This is a genomic window from Acidovorax sp. ACV01, assembly GCF_014851495.1.
Classification (GTDB): domain Bacteria; phylum Pseudomonadota; class Gammaproteobacteria; order Burkholderiales; family Burkholderiaceae_C; genus Acidovorax; species Acidovorax radicis.
This window is the reverse complement of record NZ_JACUZT010000001.1, coordinates 149,944-168,401: the sequence shown is the minus strand read 5'-3', so window position 1 is coordinate 168,401 and position 18,458 is coordinate 149,944. Positions and strand designations below refer to the sequence as shown.

Here is an 18,458-nt window from a genome sequence, read left to right as displayed (position 1 = left end):
GTTCGGGGGTCGGGGCGGCCTCGCGGGGCGAATGAAAGGAATGAAGTGGCGACACGGCCATCACCTTTTTCCACGCTGCATGAACGCCACCGCGATGATCACGAACCCCTGCACCGCCGCATTCAGGTACACGCTGATGATGCTTGTGAGGTTGAGGATGTTGCTGATGACCGAGAGCAGGATCGCGCCCACCACCGTGCCGGTGATCGTGCCCGCCCCGCCCTTGAGCACCGTTCCGCCCACGATCACCGCGGCGATGGCCTCCAGCTCCCACAGCAGGCCCGTGGTGGGCGATGCAGACCCCAGGCGGGGCACATACAGCAGCGTGGCAATGCCCACGCACACCCCGAGCAGCATGTACGTCAGGATCTTGATCTTGTGCACGTCCACCGCCGCGTACTGCGCCACCTGCTCGTTGGAGCCGATGGCCTGCACATAGCGGCCATAGGCCGTGCGGTTCAGGATCACGCCGCCGATGACAGCCACCAGCAAAAAGATCCACACCGGGATCGGCACACCCAGCAGGTTGGCGTAATACACCGGGCTGTAGATGTCCGACAGATCGTTCTCCAGCGTGATCGCCCCGCCGTTCGAGAAATACGTGAGGTACGCGCGGAAGATGCCCAGCGTGCCCAGCGTCACGATGAAGGGTTCGATGCGCCCCTTGGTGATGAGCAGGCCGTGCACCAGCCCGAACACCGCGCCCAGCACCACCGCCAGCAGCATGCCCACCCCCACGGCCGCCATGGGCGAGCCCAGCACGGGCGCCATCGCGTTCATGAACAAAATCACCGAGCCCGCGATCAGCGCCGCCATCGACCCCACCGACAAATCGATGCCGCCCGAGATGATCACAAAGCACATCCCCACCGCGATGATGCCGATGAAGGCCGTGCGCGTGAGCACGTTCATCACGTTGTCGTAGGTGGCGAAGTTGCTGTTGAGCAGCGTGCCGGCAATGCACAGCAGCACCAGCCCGATGACCGGGCCCAGCCCGTGCAGCTTGCCCCACCAGGCCGTGGCGCCGCCGTGGCGGCCCGCTGCGGTGGATGCGTTTTCAGCGGGTACCTGTGGCATGTGCGATCAACTCCTCTTCGGTCAAATGTGGTTCTTGCAGCGTGGTCTGCAGCCGCCCGGCGCGCATCACCGCCACGCGGTGGCACAGGCCGATCAGCTCCATCAGTTCGGAAGAAATCACCACCACCGCCAGCCCCTGCTCTGCCAGGCGCTGCACCAGGTGATAGATCTCGCGCTTGGCGCCCACGTCCACGCCGCGCGTGGGCTCGTCGAGCACCACCACGCTGGGGCCGGGGTGCAGCACCTTGGCCAGCGCCAGCTTTTGCTGGTTGCCGCCCGACAGCGAGGACGCGCGCACCTCCAGCGACCCGGTGCGGATGCCGAACTCCTGCACCGCATCGCGCAGCGCGGCCTGCTCGGCCGCCGGGTCGAGCCAGGGCTTGGCGTAGCGCTCCAGCGCCATCAGCGTCAGGTTGGGCCGCAGGCTGAAGTGCACGTGCAGGCCCTTGCCCTTGCGGTCTTCGCTCAGGTAGGTCAGGCCGTGGCGCGCCGCATCGCGCGGGCTTTTCAGATTCACCGGCTTGCCCGCCAGCTCCACCGTGCCGGCCGAGCGCGGGCGCAGGCCCAGCAGGCCCTCGAACAGCTCCGTGCGCCCCGCGCCCACCAGCCCGGCAAAGCCCAGAATCTCGCCGCGCCGCACGTCAAAGCTCACGTCCTCGGCCCAGCCCGGCACCGTCAGGCCCCGCACCTGGATGGCGAGCTCTCCACCCGCAGGCGCGGGCAGCTTGGGCGGGAACAAATCCGCCAGCTCGCGGCCCACCATCAGGTTGGCCATCTGCCGCCGCGTCACGCTGGCCGTGGCCTCGCGCGCCACCAGCAGGCCGTCGCGCATCACCACCACCTCGTCGGTGGTGCTCTCCACTTCGTCGAGCTTGTGCGATATGTAGATGATGGTCACGCCCGCGGCCTTGAGCCCGGCCATCAGCGCAAACAGGCGCTGCGTCTCGCCCGGGGTCAGCGTGGCGGTGGGCTCGTCCATGATGAGCAGGCGAGCGTTGCGGGCCAGCGCGCGGGCAATCTCCACCAGCTGCTTTTCGGCCACGATGAGCTTGCGCACCCGCGTGTCGGGGTCCAGCGGCAGGCCCACCTGTGCCAAGGCAGCGCGCGTCTTCTCGCGCATCGCCTTGTCATCCAGGAACGGGCCCTTCTTGATCTCATGGCCCAGGAAGATGTTCTGCGCAATCGTCAGGTCGTCCGCCAGGTTGAACTCCTGGTGGATCAGCACAATGCCCTGTGCCTCGGCCGCGCGCGAGCCGCCACCGGGTGCGCGCACCGCGCCATCCACCACCACCTCGCCGGTCGTGGGGCTCTCGTACCCCGCCAGAATCTTCATCAGCGTGGACTTGCCCGCGCCGTTTTCGCCCAGCAGGCCATACACCCTGCCCGGCTGCAGGGTAAAGCCCACGCCGTGCAGCACGCGCACCGGGCCGAACTCCTTGGTCACATTGCGGAACTCTACAGCGACGCTCATCGTGTGGCCCCTCCCGCACTGGCAGTGGCCGCAGGCGACGACGACCGCGGCGACAGCGCCAAGCTCTGCTGCATGGCCAGCACACCCGCGCCCACCACGCCCGCATCGTCGGCCAGCGGCGCGTATTGAATCTCCAGGTGCCGCGTGGACAGCGCCAGCGACCGGTGGTACACGCTTTGCCGCACCGACGCCAGGAACAGCGGCCCCATGTCCGTCACCCGCCCTGCAATGAACACATGCGACGGGTTGAAGAAATTCACGATGGACGCCAGCATCTGCCCCACCAGGCTGCCCGCGCGCTGGATGATCGCGTTGGCCGCCACATCGCCCGCCCGGCTGGCCTGGGCCACGTCCTCGGTGGTCAGCGTGCCGGTGGCCTGCAGGCGCTCGGCCAGCATCGCGCTCTCGCCCCGCTCCACGGCCTCCATCGCCATGCGCGCCATCGCGGGTGCGGCGGCCATCGCCTCCACACAGCCCTGGTTGCCGCAGTGGCAGCGCGGCCCGCTCTGGTCCACGCAGATGTGGCCCACGTCACCGGCCGACCCATTGGCGCCCCGGTACACCTGCCCGTGGCAGACGATGCCGCAGCCAATGCCCGTGCCGACCTTGATGACGAGGAAGTTGGGCAGATTGCGCTGCAGCCGCCACAGCTCGCCCAGCGCCATCAGGTTCACGTCGTTGTCCACAAACACCGGCGCGGCAAATGCCTCGCGCAGGTAGTCGCGGATCGAGAAGCCGTCCCAGTCGGGCATCAGCGGCGGGTTGACGAGTTGGCCGCTTTCAAAATCCACCGGCCCCGGCAGACCCATGCCGATGGCAATGACCTGCGACACCGCCAGCCCGCAGCGCGCCAGCAACTCGCGCATCAGCCCCCGCAGCCGCGCCAGGATCACGCCCGGCCCCTGGCGCACATCGATGGGCTCACGGTGCCGCGCCAGCACCGTCATGTCGGGCCGCATGATGGCCACCTGCATGCTGGTCGCGCCCAGGTCGGCGCCAATGACCACGCCCAGGGTTTCGCTCAGTCGAAGGGTTTCGGCCCGCCGGCCGCCGGAGGATTCCTGCAGGCCCACCTCATCGAGCAGGCCCTCGTCCAGCAGCGCCGCGACCATGGCGTTGGCCTTGCTCTTGGAGTAGGCCAGGCGCTGCGCCAGCGCATTGCGCGACGCGCCGGCGGACCAGAAGATGGTCTGCAAGACGTCCAGGTCTTCGGTGCCGCAGTGACTCCAGCGGGTGGATGGCAAGGCTTGTCTCCTGTCATTGTTGTGCAGCACCTCGTGGGGGTGGGTGCTTGACAGGGATGCTATGCGGTCACCTTCGGCCGGGCAAGACTTAACTTCGACCTGAAATGGGCCTAATAAGCGCCGAATTGGCGCTCGTTTTATTCCGGTCTGGTGCGGCTATTAACTGCGATCCTCGATTCATGCCCAATGGCCATGATCGAAGTTGGGCTAAAAAATCTTCTCTATCAATGATTTATTCAGCGGCACGCGGTGGTGGCTCGTCATTTACATAGTGTCTGAGCCGTTGGAGTGCATCAGAAATTAGGCCTTGCATATCGGTGCGATCTAGATCTGGAAAGTACCTAAGTGCAGCTTCCAGGCTGGTCATCGCCTCGTCTAAATGAGTTAAATGCCCGTGAGGAAGCTCAGTGCCGCCTTGCCAACGATAATAGTGTGCCAACTCATGCACCGCTGCACCTTTCAGCGAAAGTATTGAATTTGGGTTGGCTAGGTTTGTACCCTGATATATGTCGTCAGAGAAGATTATTTCGCCGATCTCTTCGCCAAACTCGTCATTTCGCACCACAAAGCGAGTAAACGATCCTGCCTCATAGCGAGCGTTCACGGTCTGATCGAGACCAAAGATCATCGTGGCTGCGCGAGATATTTGAGTCTGGGTTAACGGTACCGCATTGCGCCCAGGAAGTAGCGATGCCCTGCGATACTGTTTCATGGCAACAAGATAGTCAGGTCTTTTGAAGCGCCAAGAGTAGTCACCGCACGTAGTGCTTTTGATACTTGTAGTCTTGCCGCGCGATTATTGCTGACTGTAGGCTGACCAGAAAGACCTGGCTTAATAACTCCAAGACGATTCCACAGTGGATTTATCTTCTCGAAAAAATCGCCGGACCAGCCTGACTCCGAATATACCTCGGTGGACATCAATTTCATCAGGCGGCGCTCCCAAATTTCTGTTGCTTTTTTCAATCCGTCACGTGACATTTGATCGCTGAAATCGGCAAGTAAGGCCCCGTAACCTTGAAACATTATTGGCGCATCTACCAATGATATCTCTCGGATTTTTTTCCGCTCATTAAGTGGCAATTTTTTTAACTCTGGACGTGCCTCACTAAGCAAGCGGAAAAACGCAGACGCAATGTGTGCCAAGCCTTCCAATTCAGTTTCGTCGACACCGTTGATATCTGCCAACGGTTTCAAAGATTCCCGAAGGGTGGACAGCGTAAGCAGGTCTGAGTTCTTTGAAGTTAATCGATCTGTCACTCGATTTACATTCATTTGAAGGGAGGGAGTTATCTCTATGACCTTCTTCGCCAGCACCGAGAGATCGTCTTCTGTTGTCAGGTCATACGCTTTAGACTTTGCAGTTGGTGTCGGAAGCTGATTTTTGTCAAAAAAGTAGTTCCCCTCATCCTGTTTTTTCAGGAAATACAATTCAACCTTAAATTGCTTATCAAGACTAAAATTTTGATAGTCACCCTTAGCATCTTTGTATATTTTTGCTGCCTTCAAAATAGCCTGATGTCGATGATGAGAATCTGGCAAATAAACCTTACCGTCATACAGATAGATCTTTCGCTCTCCTTCATCATAATAAGCCTCAAATGTCCCTGGTCGAAGATTCCATACTAGCGGATTAATAAAAACGCGCTTTCCGTGCAGCAATTTTTCCGTCATCTCATCTGCAGATGAGGTACTAAATATGTACTGATTTGCATTAGGATAACCCTGTGATAGCGAGAGCTCTCGCTCAACGCGCTCGCTCACCTCCGGGCGAACGCCTCGCTGTACATCTTGGTCTGTCCAAAGTACATCAGCCCCTGCAGCATCCAGCAATTGGCGAGTAGTAATGGTAAATGTTGCAATAGCCTCCACACCCTTACCTGTGATTTGTACATCGTCGCAGGTTAACCGGCCTGAATATTTTGCACCGCTTGCGGTGTAAATGGGCTCATCCCTGAATCCTTGGACGATCTTCATTTGATTTTGTGTAGAGTGCATTAAAAACCCTCGATTAATTTATAGCGTTATTTTCTTTAAATCCAACGCGCTTATTTTTAAGCGTAACCAGCTTCTATCGAGCACCAACCACAGCCGGTCATCCAGACTTCAAGCGCCACAGAACCTCGGCCGACATGATCACACGCTCTTCACGCGACACAAAGCGAAAAGTCAGCAGACACGCAGCGCTATCGAACGGCCCGGCCGGTGCGTTCTGCACGTAGCCGTGGTGCAGCGCCACGCGGTCTGACACACCGGCGCTCTCCAACCGCTGCACGGCTAGGCCCCGGCATGCGCTGGCTCAGGTCCACATGATCGAACCGCGAGCCAGGCTGCGTCCGCGCCATGTCCTCCAAATTTCGGTGCCTGTTACACGCACTACAGCAGGCGGGGGCTGAAATATTTACTCTTTTTTTATAGCATTCAGCGATTGACTAGAAAGCGCTGGAGCCTGTTTTCTTTCATATTCTCAGCGGCACAAGTGCTTGCCTGCACTGCATAGAGCGGCCCCGCCCTGTGGGGCTCCCGCCCGCCCCTAGCAAAGACCACGCGGCACCACCCCCACCTCTTTACACCAGCGGTGGTAATCCGCCCGCCGATCAGCCGTAGTGATCCGCTGTAGCACCGTGTGGTGCGGCCCCAGGTACTCCACGCAGCCCTTGACCACCACATGCACCAGCAGCTCTTCAGTGCCCGTCGCCTCCCACCAGTCCACATTGCCAGCAGGCTCGTGGATGTAGTCGCCCGGCCGCACCACGCGGCCATCGTTCAGGCGGCGCTCGCCCGCCAGCGTCAGGGCGTGCACTTCGCCCGTGTGCCGGTGCAGGCTCAGGCGCGTGCCGGGCGACAGGCGCATCAGTTCCACCCAACCGGCATCGTCGGGCAGGAACTGGATGGGCAGGGACCACTTGCCTTCGCCTTCGGCCATCCAGTCCGCCAGGCCTGCGCGCTCCAGCGTCTGGGCCACGATCACATCGGCAAGGTGGTTGTTCGTTGTCGTCATCGTCATGTCGGTGCTCCTGGGTAGGTATTGGTTGATTGATTGGTTGATTGGTTGATTGGTTGATTGATTGCTTGATCGCTTGCTTATTGCTCGGGGTGCTGGTGGCGGTATTCCTGCGTGCGGCCGCCAAAGCCGTACGCGGCGGCGCGCACGTCCTGCACGTAGACGTAGCTTTCGGGGTGCAGCGCGCCCAGCAGGCCCTCGAAGGCTGCGAACGCCTCGGCGATGTAGCGCGCCTTCTCGGCCTTGGTGTTGGTCTCGTCCACCACCTTGACGTCGAAGTAGAAGCTTGATTGCTTGAGGTCGGCCAGCGACCGGCCGGCGATGTACCAGTCGGCCGGGTCCACAAAGGTGATGACCACGGCCGTGAGGTCGCGCCGCTTGCCGAGCACGCGGGTGGTCAGGTCCAGCAGGGTTTCTGCGATGCGGGCAGACAGCTCGGGCGTGCGTTGGGCAGACACTTTGACGTTGAGGATGGGCATGGAGGGCTCCTGTTGAATGCATTGGGTTGAACGAGCCTTCACTGTAGAAATTGCGCCCCGCCACGGAAACCGCCCGTGGCGATAATGGCTTTTGCTCCGCACGCAAAGGCGCGCACGATGAAGAAAGAAGCCCACTCCTTCCTCCCCGATCCGGCCGACCTGCGGTGGCTGGTGCGATCGCTTGATCTGCGCTCGTTTTCTGCAGCGGCGCGCGAAATGGATGTGGCGGTGTCGGTGGTCGCGCGTGGTGTGGACCGGCTGGAGGCCGGCTACGGCGTGCGCTTGCTGCGCCGGTCCACGCACGGCCTGTCGGCCACGCCCGAGGGCGCAGAGCTGGTGCAGGAAGCGCGTGCCTTGCTGGCGCAGCTGGAGGACATCGGGGCATCGCTGTCCGACCAGCGCAGCCGGGTGGCGGGCACCTTGCGCCTGGCCTCCAGCCAGGAGATTTGCGAGGCGCTGGTGCTGCCCCACCTGGCCGACCTGCAGGCGCGCTACCCCGCGCTGCGGGTGGAGCTGCTGGCCGATGACCGCGTGGCCGACCTGGTGACGGAGGGCATCGACGTGGCGCTGCGCACCACCGTGGGCCACAGCGATCTGGTGGTGGCGCGCGCGCTGGGCCGGTTCGAGCGGCGCCTGTACGCGGCCCCGGAGTATTTGCGCCTGCACGGCACGCCCGCCGACCCCAGCGATCTGCAGCAGCACCACACCGTGACGCACACCGCGCAGGGGCCGGCGGTGACCTGGGCCTTTCTCAATCCACGCGGCAACGCACAGGGCAAGCCGCTGGAGGTGACCGTGCGCTCGCGCCTGGCCGCCAGCAGTTCGGCCCTGGTGCACCACGCGCTGGTGGGCGGCGCGGGCATTGGCATGCTGTCGTGCCCGCTCGCGGCGGCCGACGTGGCGCAAGGCCGGTTGGTGGAGGTGCTGGCGCCTTTTGCGTCCCGCACGGTGCACACGCTGTACGCGGTGTCGTCACCGGGCCGGCGCAATGCGGCCAGGGTGAAGGCGGTGATTGATTTTCTGGTGAAGGCGGCCAAGGACCGGTGGGCGCTGGCGCCTGTGCGTTGAGGTCATTTTTTGCACCACCGGCTGGCTGGCCGGGGGCTCCTGAAGTTGAACAACCGTTCGGGCTGAGCCTGTCGAAGCCTTGCGCGGCGGCGCTTCGGCAAGCCTGTCCTGAGCCTGTCGAAGGGCTCAGTCAACGTGAACGGTTTCAGGGCGAGTGGGCGCCGCGTTCACTGGAGGCCGTTGCCACCCAGCCCCTGAACGCAAACCCCATGTAGAACATGCGCACATCGCCGAACCCGGCCTCGCGCAGGATCGCCTCGTCCTCCTGCGGCGTCAGCACCGCCAGCTCGGCCGCCACCTTGGCACGCCCGCGGTCGGCCATCTCCGGCGCCATGCCGGACGCCACCTGATACGCCGCATAGCGCGACAGCCACAGGTCGCGCTCCCCTGCCCCGCCTTCGCCCCTTTCGCCGCGGTCATCACCAACGTCACCATCGGCCACGCTCAGGTGCACCGCAACGAACGGCGCGCCGGGCTTCAGCCGCCGCCGGATATCGGCCACCATGGCCGCACGCTCCTCGCGTGGCACAAAGTGAAAAGTCAGCAAACACGTCGCGCCATCGAACGGCCCGGCCGGCGCGCTCTTCACATAGCCGTGGTGCAGCGCCACGCGGTCGCCCGACACGCCCGCGCTTTGCAGCCGCTGCGCGGCCAGGTCCAGCATGGGCTGGCTGGGGTCCACGCCGTCGAACCGCCAGCCGGGGTGCGCCAGTGCCATGTCCTCCAGCTCCAGCCCGCCGCCTGCGCCTACCACCAGCACCCGGCCGTCGGCGGGCACGCGCTCGGCCAGCAGGATGCGGACCATGGGCAGCAGGCTGTCGTAGCCGGGCACGTTGCGGCGGGGGCCTTCGGCGTAGCGGGCGACGGCGGCGGGGTCGGTGAAGGGGGAAGTGGTGGGATGGGTCATGGTGTGGGTGGGTGGTGCAGTGGTCGGGGTTTCGCGCAGAGCGTGTCCCAGGGGTTTGCCGGGTTGGTGCAGGGTTTCGACAAGCTCAACCCGAACGGCTGGGGCACAGCGTGTGCTGAAAATCAAGCCGAATTGGCCTCTAGCGCTTATCCATCAAGCGCTAGAAGCTATCAATTCAGTAGTCATACGTTCGTGCTCCAGCACCGTTTATGGCTGCATGCTAACATCACGCAACTTTTAATGTTGCATGAAACGAGATAGCCGCCTTTCCAACGTCCTCCACGCGCTGCTGCACATGGCAGAGATGGACGGCCCCGCCACGTCCGAATCGCTGGCGCAGGCCATGCAGACCAACCCGGTCGTGGTCCGCCGCCTGATGGCGGGGCTGCGGTATGCGGGTTTTGTTTCGTCGGCCAAGGGGCATGGCGGTGGGTGGGTGCTGTCGTGCCCGCTGGCGGACATCACGCTGCGCGACATCCATGAAGCACTGGGCGCGCCCACGTTGCTGGCGGTGGGCAACAGGGTGGAGAGCCCTGGCTGCGCGGTCGAGCAGGCGGTGAATGAAGCCCTCTCAGATGCCTTTGAGGCGGCGGAGCAGGTGCTGCTGGCGCGGCTGGGCGAGGTCACGCTGGCGCAGTTGTCTGCCCAGTTTCATGAACGCATGGTGGCCAGGGGCCACGCGCACAAGGACTTTTCACATGAACACTTATGACCACGACGCCATCGTGATTGGTGGCAGCTTTGCGGGCCTCTCGGCCGCGATGCAACTGGCGCGGGCGCGGCGGCGCGTGTGCGTGGTGGACGCAGGCCAGCCGCGCAACCGGTTTGCCGCCGCGTCGCACGGGTTCTTTGGGCAAGACGGCGAACCGCCGCTGGCGATGATCGAGCAGGCGCGCCGCAAGCTGCTGGCCTACCCCACGGTCACGCTGCGCCAGGGCACGGTGGTGTCGGCCACGGCGCAGCCAGACGCTGGTGCATCAACAGCGTCTGGTTTTGACGTGGTGCTGGACGATGGCGCCGGTGCACTGACCCCATTGACCACCCGCAAGCTGGTACTGGCCTTTGGCGTGAAGGATGGTCTGCCCGACATTGCAGGCGTGCGCGAGCGCTGGGGCGCCAGCGTGCTGCATTGCCCGTACTGCCACGGCTATGAATTTGCGGGCCAGCGGCTGGGCGTGCTGTACCACTCGCCGCAGTCCGGCATGCACGCGCAGCTGATTGCCGACTGGGGCCCGACCACCCTCTTCCTGAACGGCGAAACCACGCTGGAGGACAGCGAGCGCACGCGGCTGTTGGCGCTGGGCATTGCCGTGGAGCCTGCGCGCATCGCCGCGCTGGAGGGGCCTGACCGGGCGTTGAGCGGCGTGCGCCTGGCGGCCAATGGCGGCGCCGATGGCCGCCTGGTGCCGATTGACGCTTTGTACGTGGCCGCCACGACAAGCCCCGCCAGCCCGCTTGCAGAACAACTGGGCTGCGCGCTGGATGAGGGCCCCATGGGCCCGTGCATCCGCACCGATGCCAACAAGATGACCACGGTGCCGGGCGTGTATGCCGCAGGCGACGCCACGCTGATGCGGCACAACGCCACGCTGGCGTCTGCAGAAGGGGTGCTGGCGGGCGTGGGGGCGCACCAGGCGATGGTGTTTGGGCAGTGACTAGCTGCGGCACCAGGCCACAAAGTAGCAAGATCGGCTAAGTACCGGCGCGCAAGCTGCGGCACACTCTGCGGCCATGAGCCTGGACCAGAGCGCCGATCAGCACTACCGCGACCGCGTGGCCCGCGTGATCGCCCACATCGTGGCGCACCCGCTGGCAGCGCATCGGCTGGAGGATCTGGCCGCCATTGCCCACTTTTCCCCTTTCCATTTTCACCGCGTCTACAGCAGCATTGCGGGCGAAACCGTGGCCGCCACGGTGCGCCGCGTGCGCCTGGCCTTGGCCACGCGGCTGCTGGAGCAAGGCGGGCAGAGCATCACCCAGGTGGCGATGGAGGTGGGCTACGACAGCCCGCAGGCCTTCACCCGCGCATTCAGCCAGTTCACCGGGCAATCGCCACGGGCGTTCCAGCGGGACATGCACCGCCTCATCCTCGATCCAGGCGCCGGACACGCGGATGGAAGGACCGAGCACACGCTGGCCGTGCAGATCGTCGAGCGCCCGGCGCAGCGCCTGCATGCGCTGCGCCACCAGGGGCCGCCCTCCACCATCCCCCACACGCAGCGGCGGCTGTACCTGCAGTGCGGCCAGCGTGCAACCCACCGGCTGGGCGCATCGTGCGGAGACCCGCAGGACCTGGGCGGCCGGTTTCGCTACTACGCGGCGGTGGTGCTGCCAGAGCCGCTCCCGGCGGCAGATGGCGGGCTGGAACGGCTGGAAATCCCGGCAGGCCTGTATGCACGCCACACGCTGACAGGCCCCTACACGCGCATCAACGCGGCACTGGCGGCCATCCACACACGCTGGCTCCCGGCCAGCGGCTACGAACCGGACGACCGCCCCACGCTGGAGCACTACCTCAACTCCCCCCGCAACGCCGCGCAGGCGGACCTGCGCACCGATCTGCTGATTCCCATCCGACCCACCACCTCCCTATGACCCGTTTTCGCTGGCTCTTTCGTTCCCTTCTGCCCGCAGCGCTCTGCGGCGCCACCACCCTGGCACACGCTGCGGGCTTTGCCTTTATCGAGGTGCCCGCAGACAAGGACGGGCCCGCGCTGCGCGGCGCTGTGTGGTCGCCCTGCAGCGCGCCGCCGGGCCGCATCGAGCTGGCGCCCCTGGTGCTGCAAGGCACGCGGGACTGCCCCCTCACCGGCCAAGGCCTGCCATTGATCGTCATGTCGCACGGCACGGGCGGCTCGGCCCTGGGGCACCACGACACGGCGGCCACGCTGGCCGATGCGGGCTATGTGGTGGCCGCCATCAGCCACCCGGGCGACAACTTTCAGGACTTGAGCCGCCAAGGCCACCTGTCGGCCTTTGCAACGCGGCCCGTGGACATGAAGCGGCTGACGGACTACATGCTGGGCGCGTGGCACCGCCATGCCCAGCTGGACGCCAGCAAGGTCGGCCTGTTCGGCTTTTCGCGCGGCGGCTACACGGGCCTTGTCACCATCGGTGCCGTGCCGGACTGGACGTTGCGGCAGGACCTGTGCCCGCCCGAGTCGTCGAGGCCCCTGTGCGGCGAGATCCGTCGCAAAGAACTGCCCGCCCCGCCCGCGCGGGACGCACGCATTCGGGCGGCCGTCATCGTCGACCCCTTGAGTGTGTTTGATGCCAAGGGGCTGGGGCAGGTCGGCATCCCGGTCCAGCTGTGGGCCTCGGCGTTGGGTGGCGATGGCGTGACGCCCCAGAGTGTGGAGACGGTGCGCCAGGGCCTGCCCAGCGCGCCGGACTGGCACGTGGCAGCCAACGCGGGGCACTTCGCCTTTCTGGCGCCCTGCCCGCCAGCACTGGTGGAAGCGATGCCAGCAATCTGCCGCGATGCAGCGGGGTTTGACCGGGCGGCTTTTCACCAGACTTTCAATGCCCAGGTGCTGGCGTTCTTTCAGCGGCACATCGTGGCAGCCAAAGCACCCTGAGGGCAGGCTGGAATTCGTCGCACCGACGTGGCCCGTGGGTTGACGCAGCCAGCGCCGGCCACCTACACTGCCAACCTCGCATCTGACCTTTGGGGTCGGAGCGAACCGCAAAGCCCTCCACCACCGTTGAGGGCTTTTTTTCGTCCGCCCTATGGAAAGCTCTCCCTGCTTGCAGAGAGGGCTTTTTTGCATTTCTGGAGCCTTTTTTCATGCACACCGCTTCGACCCACGCCGCCCCTGCCACCCTGGCCTGCACCGCCCCCCGCATTCACCTGGTCATCGGCCCGGTGGGTGCCGGCAAGTCCACCTTGGTTCGCCAATTGGTGCAGCAGCATCGCGCCGTGCCGCTCAACCTGGACGACTGGATGGCCACGCTGTTTTCGCCCGACCGGCCCGATACCGGGGACGTGATGGCCTGGTACATCCCCCGCACCCTGCGCTGCCTGGAGCAAATCTGGAAAACCGCCGAGGCCGTGCTGGCCGCCGGCGGCGATGTGGTGCTGGAGGTGGGCCTGATCCAGCAGCACCAGCGCGACGCCTTCTATGCGCGCATGGGGCCGTGGGCCGACGCCATGGTGGTGTACGTGCTCGACGCACCGCGCGAGGTGCGGCGCGAACGCGTGTTGCGGCGCAATGCCGAGCAGGGAGAGACGTTCTCGATGGTGGTGCCCCCGCACATCTTTGAGCTGGCCAGCGACCTGTGGCAGCCGCCCGGGGAGGCGGAGTGCGCCGAGCGGTCGGTGGTGTTTGTGCCGATGGCGGAACGTTAGGCCCTCGTTGCAGCTTTGCCGCGCGCAGGCCCGTCCATGCTGTTGGCAGGTGCGGCGGGCCAGACCGCCTCGACTACATGAACTGCGCGCGCAGACCCACCATCAGGCGTCTGCCTGCGGCGGGCTCGAAGTAGCGGCCGTTGGCGTCGTTCACGATGAGCGTGGCCGTGTGGTGGCGGTTGAACACGTTGTCGAGCCGGGCCCAGAGCTGCCAGCGCGCCGCGCCCGCTTCGCGGCCACCCCAGCCATAGGCCGCGTGCACGCCGAGCACGGCAAAGCCGGCTGCCCGCTCGCTGTTGACATCGTTGGCAAACACGGGGGTCGACACGTTCGCCGTGGCGCCCAGCTGCCAGCGCGTTGTGGGTGCGTAGTCGATGGCAAGCTGTGCAGCGTGCCGCGCTGTGCCCGGCAACTGGTTGCCTGCGGCGACGATGGCTCCCCCCGCCCCTGCGTAGGCGCTGCCAAAGTGGGCATCAAGGTAGGTGTAGCTGGCGCGCGGGGCCCAGGCGCCCCATTTGGCACGCCAACCCAATTCAAGCCCCCGGCGCCGCACGTTGTCCACGTTCTGGAACACCGAGCGGCCGTTGACCGTGGCCACGGGCACGATCTCGCCCTGGCTGCGGGTGTCGAACCACGCCAGCTCCAGCTGCTGGTGGGCGCCCTGCCATTTGGCGCCCACCTCCCACTGGCGGCTGCGGGCGGCAGACAGGCCGAAATTGGGGCCGGTGTTGTCGGTGCTGTAGGCCATCTCGGCCAGCGTGGGGGTTTCAAAGCCCTGCCCGGCGTTGGCGTACAGGTTGACCTGGTCGGTGGCGGCCCACACCAGCCCCAGCGCCGGGCTGGTGTGGCGCCAGCTGCGCGAGCCGCTGTCGTCGGGGTTGGCGGGGGTGACGTAGCGGTCATCCACCTGCACGCGCACCCGGCTGGCCCGCAGCCCTGCGATGGCGCGCCAGCGGGGCGAGAGCCAGGCGTCGACCTGGGCATACACATCGGTGTTGGTGGCACCGTCTTGCTCGTCGCGCCGCAGCGCGCCGCTGGTGCCCGCGTTGTTCACGAACCCCCGGCGGTGTTCGGACAGGCGATTCGCCTCTGCCCCCACCGTCCAGGTCAGGGGCAGGCCCGAGGGCAGCCGCACGGCCCGCGTCCAGGCGGCTGCCGCGCCCTGGTAGCTGCGGTCCAGGTCCACCACACCGCCCGCGCTGTTGGCTGCCGCGCCGCTGAAAGACAGGTACTGCGTGAGCTGCCGCCCACCGCCATAGGCGCGCAGCCGCACGCTGTCGGTGTCGCTGAGCTGGCGCTCTACCACCAGGCCCAGCTGGTTCTGGCCCACCGACTTGCGGGTGTGGAAGCTGGTGGCCAGCGCGCTGGCCTGGCGCGGGTCGCCATCGAACTGAGCGCGTGTGAGGCCCAGCGGGTCCAGCGCCAGGGGTTGGTCGTACAGGTTGAACAGGGCCGTGATGCGCGTGCGGCTGTCGGGCTGGGCCTGCAGCTTGGCGTTGAGGTGCGTGCGCCGCGCGGCGCTGTGGCCGCGCCAGCCCTCCGTTTCGAAGTGCGACACGCCCAGCAGCCCGCCCAGGCGCTGGTCGCCAAAGTCCATCGATGCGTCCACCAGCCGCTGGCCGAACGAGCCCACCGCCACCCCCGCCTGGGTGCCACCGCCGGGCCGGGGATCGCGGGTGGTGACCTGCACCACGCCCCCTGCCGCGTTGCCATACAGCTGCGCGAGCGGGCCGCGCAGCACTTCAATCTGGCTGGCCGAAGGCAGGTGCGCGGTGGCAGCCTGGCCCTGGCCGTCGGGCATGGTGGCGGAGATGCCGTCCACCAGAATGCGCACACCCCGCACACCAAAGGTGGCACGGGCGCCAAAGCCACGCACTGCAATCTGCAGATCCTGCGCGTAGTTGCCACGGTCTGTGGCCACCACGCCAGCCTGCCCGGCCAGCAGCTCCGACAGGTTCACCAGCGGCGTCGCGGCGGAGAAGGCATCCACGGCCACGCTGCTGTGGCTGGCTGCACTGTCGAACAGGCGCTGCGCCTGCGCGCTGCCCGTGACCTGCAGGGTTTCGAGCGTAGGGGGCGTGGGTGTGGTGGGCGGCGACTGGGCGGGATCGGCCGGGCCATCTTGCGCAGGAGCATGGGCGTGCGCCACCACGCAAGCGCAACTGGCCAGGAAGCGGGCAACTCGGGCGGCGCGGGGCATACGGGGCCAACGGGTGGCTGCAAAAGACATTGGTGCCGCTTCCTGGTTGCGGAGTTTCAGAACGGGGTTTTACGGAGCATCGCGTGGCGGGCACAGGGGCCAAGCCCAGCAAACCGCAGGATAGTCTGCTGTGGCCCCATGGCAGTCATGCGAACCCAACGCAACGAAGCGCCGAGCACCTACGCAGACGTCATTCAGACCGCACCACGCGCCAGACCACGTTGCCCACGTCGTCGGCCACCAGCAGCGCGCCCTGGCCGTCCAGAGCCACGCCCACGGGGCGGCCATAGGCGTCGCCGTCCTTGCTCAAAAAGCCCGTCAGAAATGGCTGGGGAGGCCCCGAGGGGCGCCCGTCGGCAAAGGGCACGAACACCACGTTGTAGCCCGTCAGCTCCTTGCGGTTCCACGAGCCGTGCTGGCCGACGAACGCGCCGCTGGCGTAGGCGCCGGGCATGCGGGCGTCCGAGAACGCCAGGCCCAGCGGCGCAACGTGTGAACCCAGGCCAAAGTCGGGCGCGATGGCCTTGGCCACCATGTCGGGGTTGGGCGGGTTGACACGGGTGTCCACATGCTGGCCCCAGTAGCTCCAGGGCCAGCCGTAAAAGGCGCCGTCCTTCACCGAGGTGAGGTAGTCGGGCACCAGCTCGTTGCCCAGTTCGTCGCGTTCGTTCACCACCGTCCAGAGCACCTTGCTTTGTGGCTCCCAGCCCAGGCCGTTGGGGTTGCGCAGGCCGGTGGCAAACAGCCGCTTGCTGCCGGTCTCTACATCCATCTCCCAGATGGCGGCGCGGCCCTCTTCGGCGGCCATGCCGTTGTCGCCCGCATTGCTGTTGGAGCCCACGGTGGCGTACAGCCTGCGGCCATCGGGGCTGGCGATGATGTTCTTGGTCCAGTGGTGGTTGGCCCCGGCGGGCAGATCGGTGACCCTGACGGGGGCCACGGTGATGGAGGTCTGCCCGGTTTCGTAAGGCACCTTCACCACGCCGTCGGCCGTGGCAATGAACAGCTGGATGCCCACCAGCGCCATGCCAAAGGGCGATAGCAGGTTTTGCATGAAGACGGTGCGCACGTCTGCCACGCCGTCACCGTCCGTATCGCGCAGCAGCGTAATGCGGTTGGCGCTGGGCGTGCCGGCACCGGCACGCTTCATCACCAGGCCCATGGCCAGGCCACGCAGACCGTCGGAGTGCACGTTTTTGGCGCCCTCTGCAGGCGGCGGCTTGTTGCTTTCAGCGACCAGCACGTCACCATTGGGAAGGGTGTAGACCCAGCGCGGATGGTCCAGCCCACGCGCCAGCGCCGTGACCCTGAACCCCGCAGGGGCCTGCGGCTGGGCGCCCTGCGGCCAACCCTGTGCAGGTGCGATATTGACGGTGGGCACGAAAAAGCTCTTCTCGGGTGCGGGCAGTTGCGGGCTTGGCCCCACGCCAGAACCCGCTGTGGGCTGGGCTGTTGCGGCTGCCGCGCCACTCGCCAACGCCGCCCAAAGCAGCCATTGAGGGAAGCGATTGGGACGGGGCAACATCAGCGCAGTATGGGCGGGTGCAATTTGCAGCAGGTGTAGGCCAAGGCCGCGAGTTTTGCGGCCCCCACAGCGGGGTGGTCAGCTCGCCGCCGTGGCGGGGGCCACACCCGGCCGCCGGATGGTCCACAGCGCAGCGGCCATCAGCGCCACGCCGCCCAGTTGCACGGGGCTGAGCGTGCGGCCATACACCACCCAGTCCACCAGCACCGCCGTGAGCGGGTACACAAACTGCAGCACTGCAATGCGACCCAGCGCCAGGCGGGCCATGCCGGCGAACAGCACCACATACGCCAGCCCCGTGTGCACCACGCCCAGGCCCAGCAGCCAGGCCCATGCGGCGCCCTGCTGCGGCCAACCCAGAACAAAAGGCGCCCACGCCAGCGCCACCGCGCCCACCAGGCATTGCCATAGCGACATGGCAAAGGGGCTGATGGCCCTTTGCGTGTTGGCGAGCAGCGTCACGCCCGCGTAGCAGAGCGAGCCGCCCAGGCACATCAGCACTCCGGCCATGTACCCGCCGCTGCTACTGTTGGCCGCGGCGGCTGCGGTGCCGTCCAGCAGGCCGGTGGTCAGCACCAGGCCGCCCAGCGCGGCCAGGGTGGCCAGCCACTGCGTGGGCGAGACGGCCTCGCGCAGGAAGAGCGCGCCAAACACGATGACCCAGATGGGCTGGATGTGGAAGATCACCGTGGCTACGGCGATGGACGTGCGCGGGATGGCTGCAAAGAACAGCGCCCAGTTCATCACCATGAGCACGCCCGTGGCGCAGGCCACCCAGCGCGCTCGCCCGTTCAAGATCAATTGACGCCCCCGGCCCGTGGCCAGGCACCAGGCCAGCAGCGCCAGCGCACCGAATGCGCAGCGGAACCACACGGTGACCAGCGGATGCTGGCCCGCCTCTTCCACAAAAACACCGATGGTGCCCAGCAGCACGCCGCCGGCGATAAGCAACCACTGGCCGTCCCGCTCGCGGGTACTGGCGGGCACTGCGGAGGGGATAGGCGCGGCAAGCGATGAGGGCGTGGCGGCACTGGCTTTCTGGTTCATGCCGCCGATGCTCGAAGATTGGCACACTGGTGTAAAGCGCATAGTTCGAACAGATACCATTCGATAAACGAATTTTTATCCCGACAGG

18 protein-coding genes are annotated in these 18,458 nt (G+C 65.8%); 6 read left to right on the top strand and 12 right to left on the bottom strand.

The features are described from left to right. Window positions 1–60: 60 nt before the first annotated feature. The 8 genes from IB243_RS00810 to IB243_RS00775 form a co-directional block, all read right to left on the bottom strand. Entirely contained in the window at window positions 61–1,077 is a 1,017-nt protein-coding gene (locus IB243_RS00810) for an ABC transporter permease (RefSeq protein ID WP_192424343.1), read from the bottom strand. Continuing rightward, window positions 1,058–2,548, bottom strand: a complete 1,491-nt coding sequence (locus IB243_RS00805) for a sugar ABC transporter ATP-binding protein (protein WP_192424341.1) — start codon at window positions 2,546–2,548, stop codon at window positions 1,058–1,060. Before IB243_RS00805 ends, IB243_RS00810 begins: the two co-directional genes overlap by 20 nt. After that, entirely contained in the window at window positions 2,545–3,792 is a 1,248-nt protein-coding gene (locus tag IB243_RS00800) for an ROK family transcriptional regulator (protein ID WP_370540287.1), read from the bottom strand. The genes IB243_RS00805 and IB243_RS00800 overlap by 4 nt, the downstream gene beginning before the upstream one ends. A 232-nt stretch (window positions 3,793–4,024) precedes the next feature. Beyond that, window positions 4,025–4,504, bottom strand: a complete 480-nt coding sequence (locus IB243_RS00795; protein WP_192424339.1) for a hypothetical protein — start codon at window positions 4,502–4,504, stop codon at window positions 4,025–4,027. Beyond that, window positions 4,501–5,769, bottom strand: a complete 1,269-nt coding sequence (locus tag IB243_RS00790; RefSeq protein WP_192424337.1) for a DNA sulfur modification protein DndB — start codon at window positions 5,767–5,769, stop codon at window positions 4,501–4,503. The genes IB243_RS00795 and IB243_RS00790 overlap by 4 nt, the downstream gene beginning before the upstream one ends. 118 nt (window positions 5,770–5,887) lie before the next feature. Continuing rightward, window positions 5,888–6,043: a hypothetical protein gene (locus IB243_RS00785; RefSeq protein WP_225584651.1), complete on the bottom strand. Its 156-nt coding sequence runs from the start codon at window positions 6,041–6,043 to the stop codon at window positions 5,888–5,890. 282 nt (window positions 6,044–6,325) lie between these two features. Further along, window positions 6,326–6,799, bottom strand: coding sequence for a cupin domain-containing protein (locus tag IB243_RS00780; RefSeq protein WP_192424333.1), 474 nt, complete (start codon window positions 6,797–6,799; stop codon window positions 6,326–6,328). A gap of 77 nt (window positions 6,800–6,876) precedes the next feature. Further along, window positions 6,877–7,275, bottom strand: coding sequence for a 4-oxalocrotonate tautomerase family protein (locus IB243_RS00775; protein WP_192424331.1), 399 nt, complete (start codon window positions 7,273–7,275; stop codon window positions 6,877–6,879). 117 nt (window positions 7,276–7,392) lie between these two features. Here IB243_RS00775 and IB243_RS00770 point away from each other — a divergent pair, with 117 nt between their 5' ends. Beyond that, window positions 7,393–8,343, top strand: coding sequence for a LysR family transcriptional regulator (locus IB243_RS00770; RefSeq protein ID WP_192424329.1), 951 nt, complete (start codon window positions 7,393–7,395; stop codon window positions 8,341–8,343). A 145-nt stretch (window positions 8,344–8,488) separates the two neighbouring features. On the opposite strand, the gene IB243_RS00765 is transcribed toward IB243_RS00770, so the two are convergent. After that, on the bottom strand, window positions 8,489–9,250 hold the full coding sequence (locus IB243_RS00765) for a class I SAM-dependent methyltransferase (protein ID WP_192424328.1): 762 nt from the start codon (window positions 9,248–9,250) through the stop codon (window positions 8,489–8,491). Window positions 9,251–9,497: 247 nt separating this feature from the next. Between IB243_RS00765 and IB243_RS00760 the strand changes: the two genes are divergently transcribed. The 5 genes from IB243_RS00760 to IB243_RS00740 all read left to right on the top strand — a co-directional run bounded on the left by IB243_RS00760 (window position 9,498) and on the right by IB243_RS00740 (window position 13,598). After that, window positions 9,498–9,962, top strand: a complete 465-nt coding sequence (locus IB243_RS00760; RefSeq protein ID WP_192424326.1) for an Rrf2 family transcriptional regulator — start codon at window positions 9,498–9,500, stop codon at window positions 9,960–9,962. Beyond that, window positions 9,949–10,905 (top strand): NAD(P)/FAD-dependent oxidoreductase, encoded by a 957-nt coding sequence (locus IB243_RS00755; RefSeq protein WP_192424324.1) that lies wholly within the window; start codon window positions 9,949–9,951, stop codon window positions 10,903–10,905. Before IB243_RS00760 ends, IB243_RS00755 begins: the two co-directional genes overlap by 14 nt. Before the next feature lie 76 nt (window positions 10,906–10,981). Then, window positions 10,982–11,845, top strand: coding sequence for a GyrI-like domain-containing protein (locus IB243_RS00750; protein WP_192424322.1), 864 nt, complete (start codon window positions 10,982–10,984; stop codon window positions 11,843–11,845). Continuing rightward, window positions 11,842–12,828, top strand: coding sequence for a dienelactone hydrolase (locus tag IB243_RS00745; protein WP_192424320.1), 987 nt, complete (start codon window positions 11,842–11,844; stop codon window positions 12,826–12,828). The genes IB243_RS00750 and IB243_RS00745 overlap by 4 nt, the downstream gene beginning before the upstream one ends. A 209-nt stretch (window positions 12,829–13,037) precedes the next feature. Next, window positions 13,038–13,598, top strand: coding sequence for an ATP-binding protein (locus IB243_RS00740; RefSeq protein WP_192424318.1), 561 nt, complete (start codon window positions 13,038–13,040; stop codon window positions 13,596–13,598). A gap of 73 nt (window positions 13,599–13,671) precedes the next feature. Here IB243_RS00740 and IB243_RS00735 read toward each other — a convergent pair whose 3' ends face one another. The 3 genes from IB243_RS00735 to IB243_RS00725 form a co-directional block, all read right to left on the bottom strand. Continuing rightward, the gene (locus IB243_RS00735) at window positions 13,672–15,828 is read right to left on the bottom strand and encodes a TonB-dependent receptor (protein ID WP_192424316.1); all 2,157 of its coding nucleotides are present in this window, start codon (window positions 15,826–15,828) and stop codon (window positions 13,672–13,674) included. A 160-nt stretch (window positions 15,829–15,988) separates the two neighbouring features. Further along, entirely contained in the window at window positions 15,989–17,323 is a 1,335-nt protein-coding gene (locus IB243_RS00730; protein WP_192424314.1) for a sorbosone dehydrogenase family protein, read from the bottom strand. A 78-nt stretch (window positions 17,324–17,401) separates the two neighbouring features. Continuing rightward, window positions 17,402–18,370, bottom strand: coding sequence for a DMT family transporter (locus IB243_RS00725; RefSeq protein ID WP_192424312.1), 969 nt, complete (start codon window positions 18,368–18,370; stop codon window positions 17,402–17,404). Window positions 18,371–18,458 lie beyond the last annotated feature (88 nt).

Excerpts from the sequence above, each read along its gene's own strand:
- IB243_RS00805 (WP_192424341.1), bottom strand. The coding sequence starts at position 2,548 with ATGAGCGTCGCTGTAGAGTTCCGCAATGTGACCAAGGAGTTCGGCCCG.
- IB243_RS00725 (WP_192424312.1), bottom strand. The coding sequence starts at position 18,370 with ATGAACCAGAAAGCCAGTGCCGCCACGCCCTCATCGCTTGCCGCGCCT.
- IB243_RS00765 (WP_192424328.1), bottom strand. The coding sequence starts at position 9,250 with ATGACCCATCCCACCACTTCCCCCTTCACCGACCCCGCCGCCGTCGCC.
- IB243_RS00730 (WP_192424314.1), bottom strand. The coding sequence starts at position 17,323 with ATGTTGCCCCGTCCCAATCGCTTCCCTCAATGGCTGCTTTGGGCGGCG.
- IB243_RS00740 (WP_192424318.1), top strand. The coding sequence starts at position 13,038 with ATGCACACCGCTTCGACCCACGCCGCCCCTGCCACCCTGGCCTGCACC.
- IB243_RS00775 (WP_192424331.1), bottom strand. The coding sequence starts at position 7,275 with ATGCCCATCCTCAACGTCAAAGTGTCTGCCCAACGCACGCCCGAGCTG.
- IB243_RS00745 (WP_192424320.1), top strand. The coding sequence starts at position 11,842 with ATGACCCGTTTTCGCTGGCTCTTTCGTTCCCTTCTGCCCGCAGCGCTC.
- IB243_RS00780 (WP_192424333.1), bottom strand. The coding sequence starts at position 6,799 with ATGACGATGACGACAACGAACAACCACCTTGCCGATGTGATCGTGGCC.
- IB243_RS00735 (WP_192424316.1), bottom strand. The coding sequence starts at position 15,828 with ATGTCTTTTGCAGCCACCCGTTGGCCCCGTATGCCCCGCGCCGCCCGA.
- IB243_RS00770 (WP_192424329.1), top strand. The coding sequence starts at position 7,393 with ATGAAGAAAGAAGCCCACTCCTTCCTCCCCGATCCGGCCGACCTGCGG.
- IB243_RS00750 (WP_192424322.1), top strand. The coding sequence starts at position 10,982 with ATGAGCCTGGACCAGAGCGCCGATCAGCACTACCGCGACCGCGTGGCC.
- IB243_RS00810 (WP_192424343.1), bottom strand. The coding sequence starts at position 1,077 with ATGCCACAGGTACCCGCTGAAAACGCATCCACCGCAGCGGGCCGCCAC.
- IB243_RS00755 (WP_192424324.1), top strand. The coding sequence starts at position 9,949 with ATGAACACTTATGACCACGACGCCATCGTGATTGGTGGCAGCTTTGCG.
- IB243_RS00790 (WP_192424337.1), bottom strand. The coding sequence starts at position 5,769 with ATGAAGATCGTCCAAGGATTCAGGGATGAGCCCATTTACACCGCAAGC.
- IB243_RS00760 (WP_192424326.1), top strand. The coding sequence starts at position 9,498 with ATGAAACGAGATAGCCGCCTTTCCAACGTCCTCCACGCGCTGCTGCAC.
- IB243_RS00795 (WP_192424339.1), bottom strand. The coding sequence starts at position 4,504 with ATGAAACAGTATCGCAGGGCATCGCTACTTCCTGGGCGCAATGCGGTA.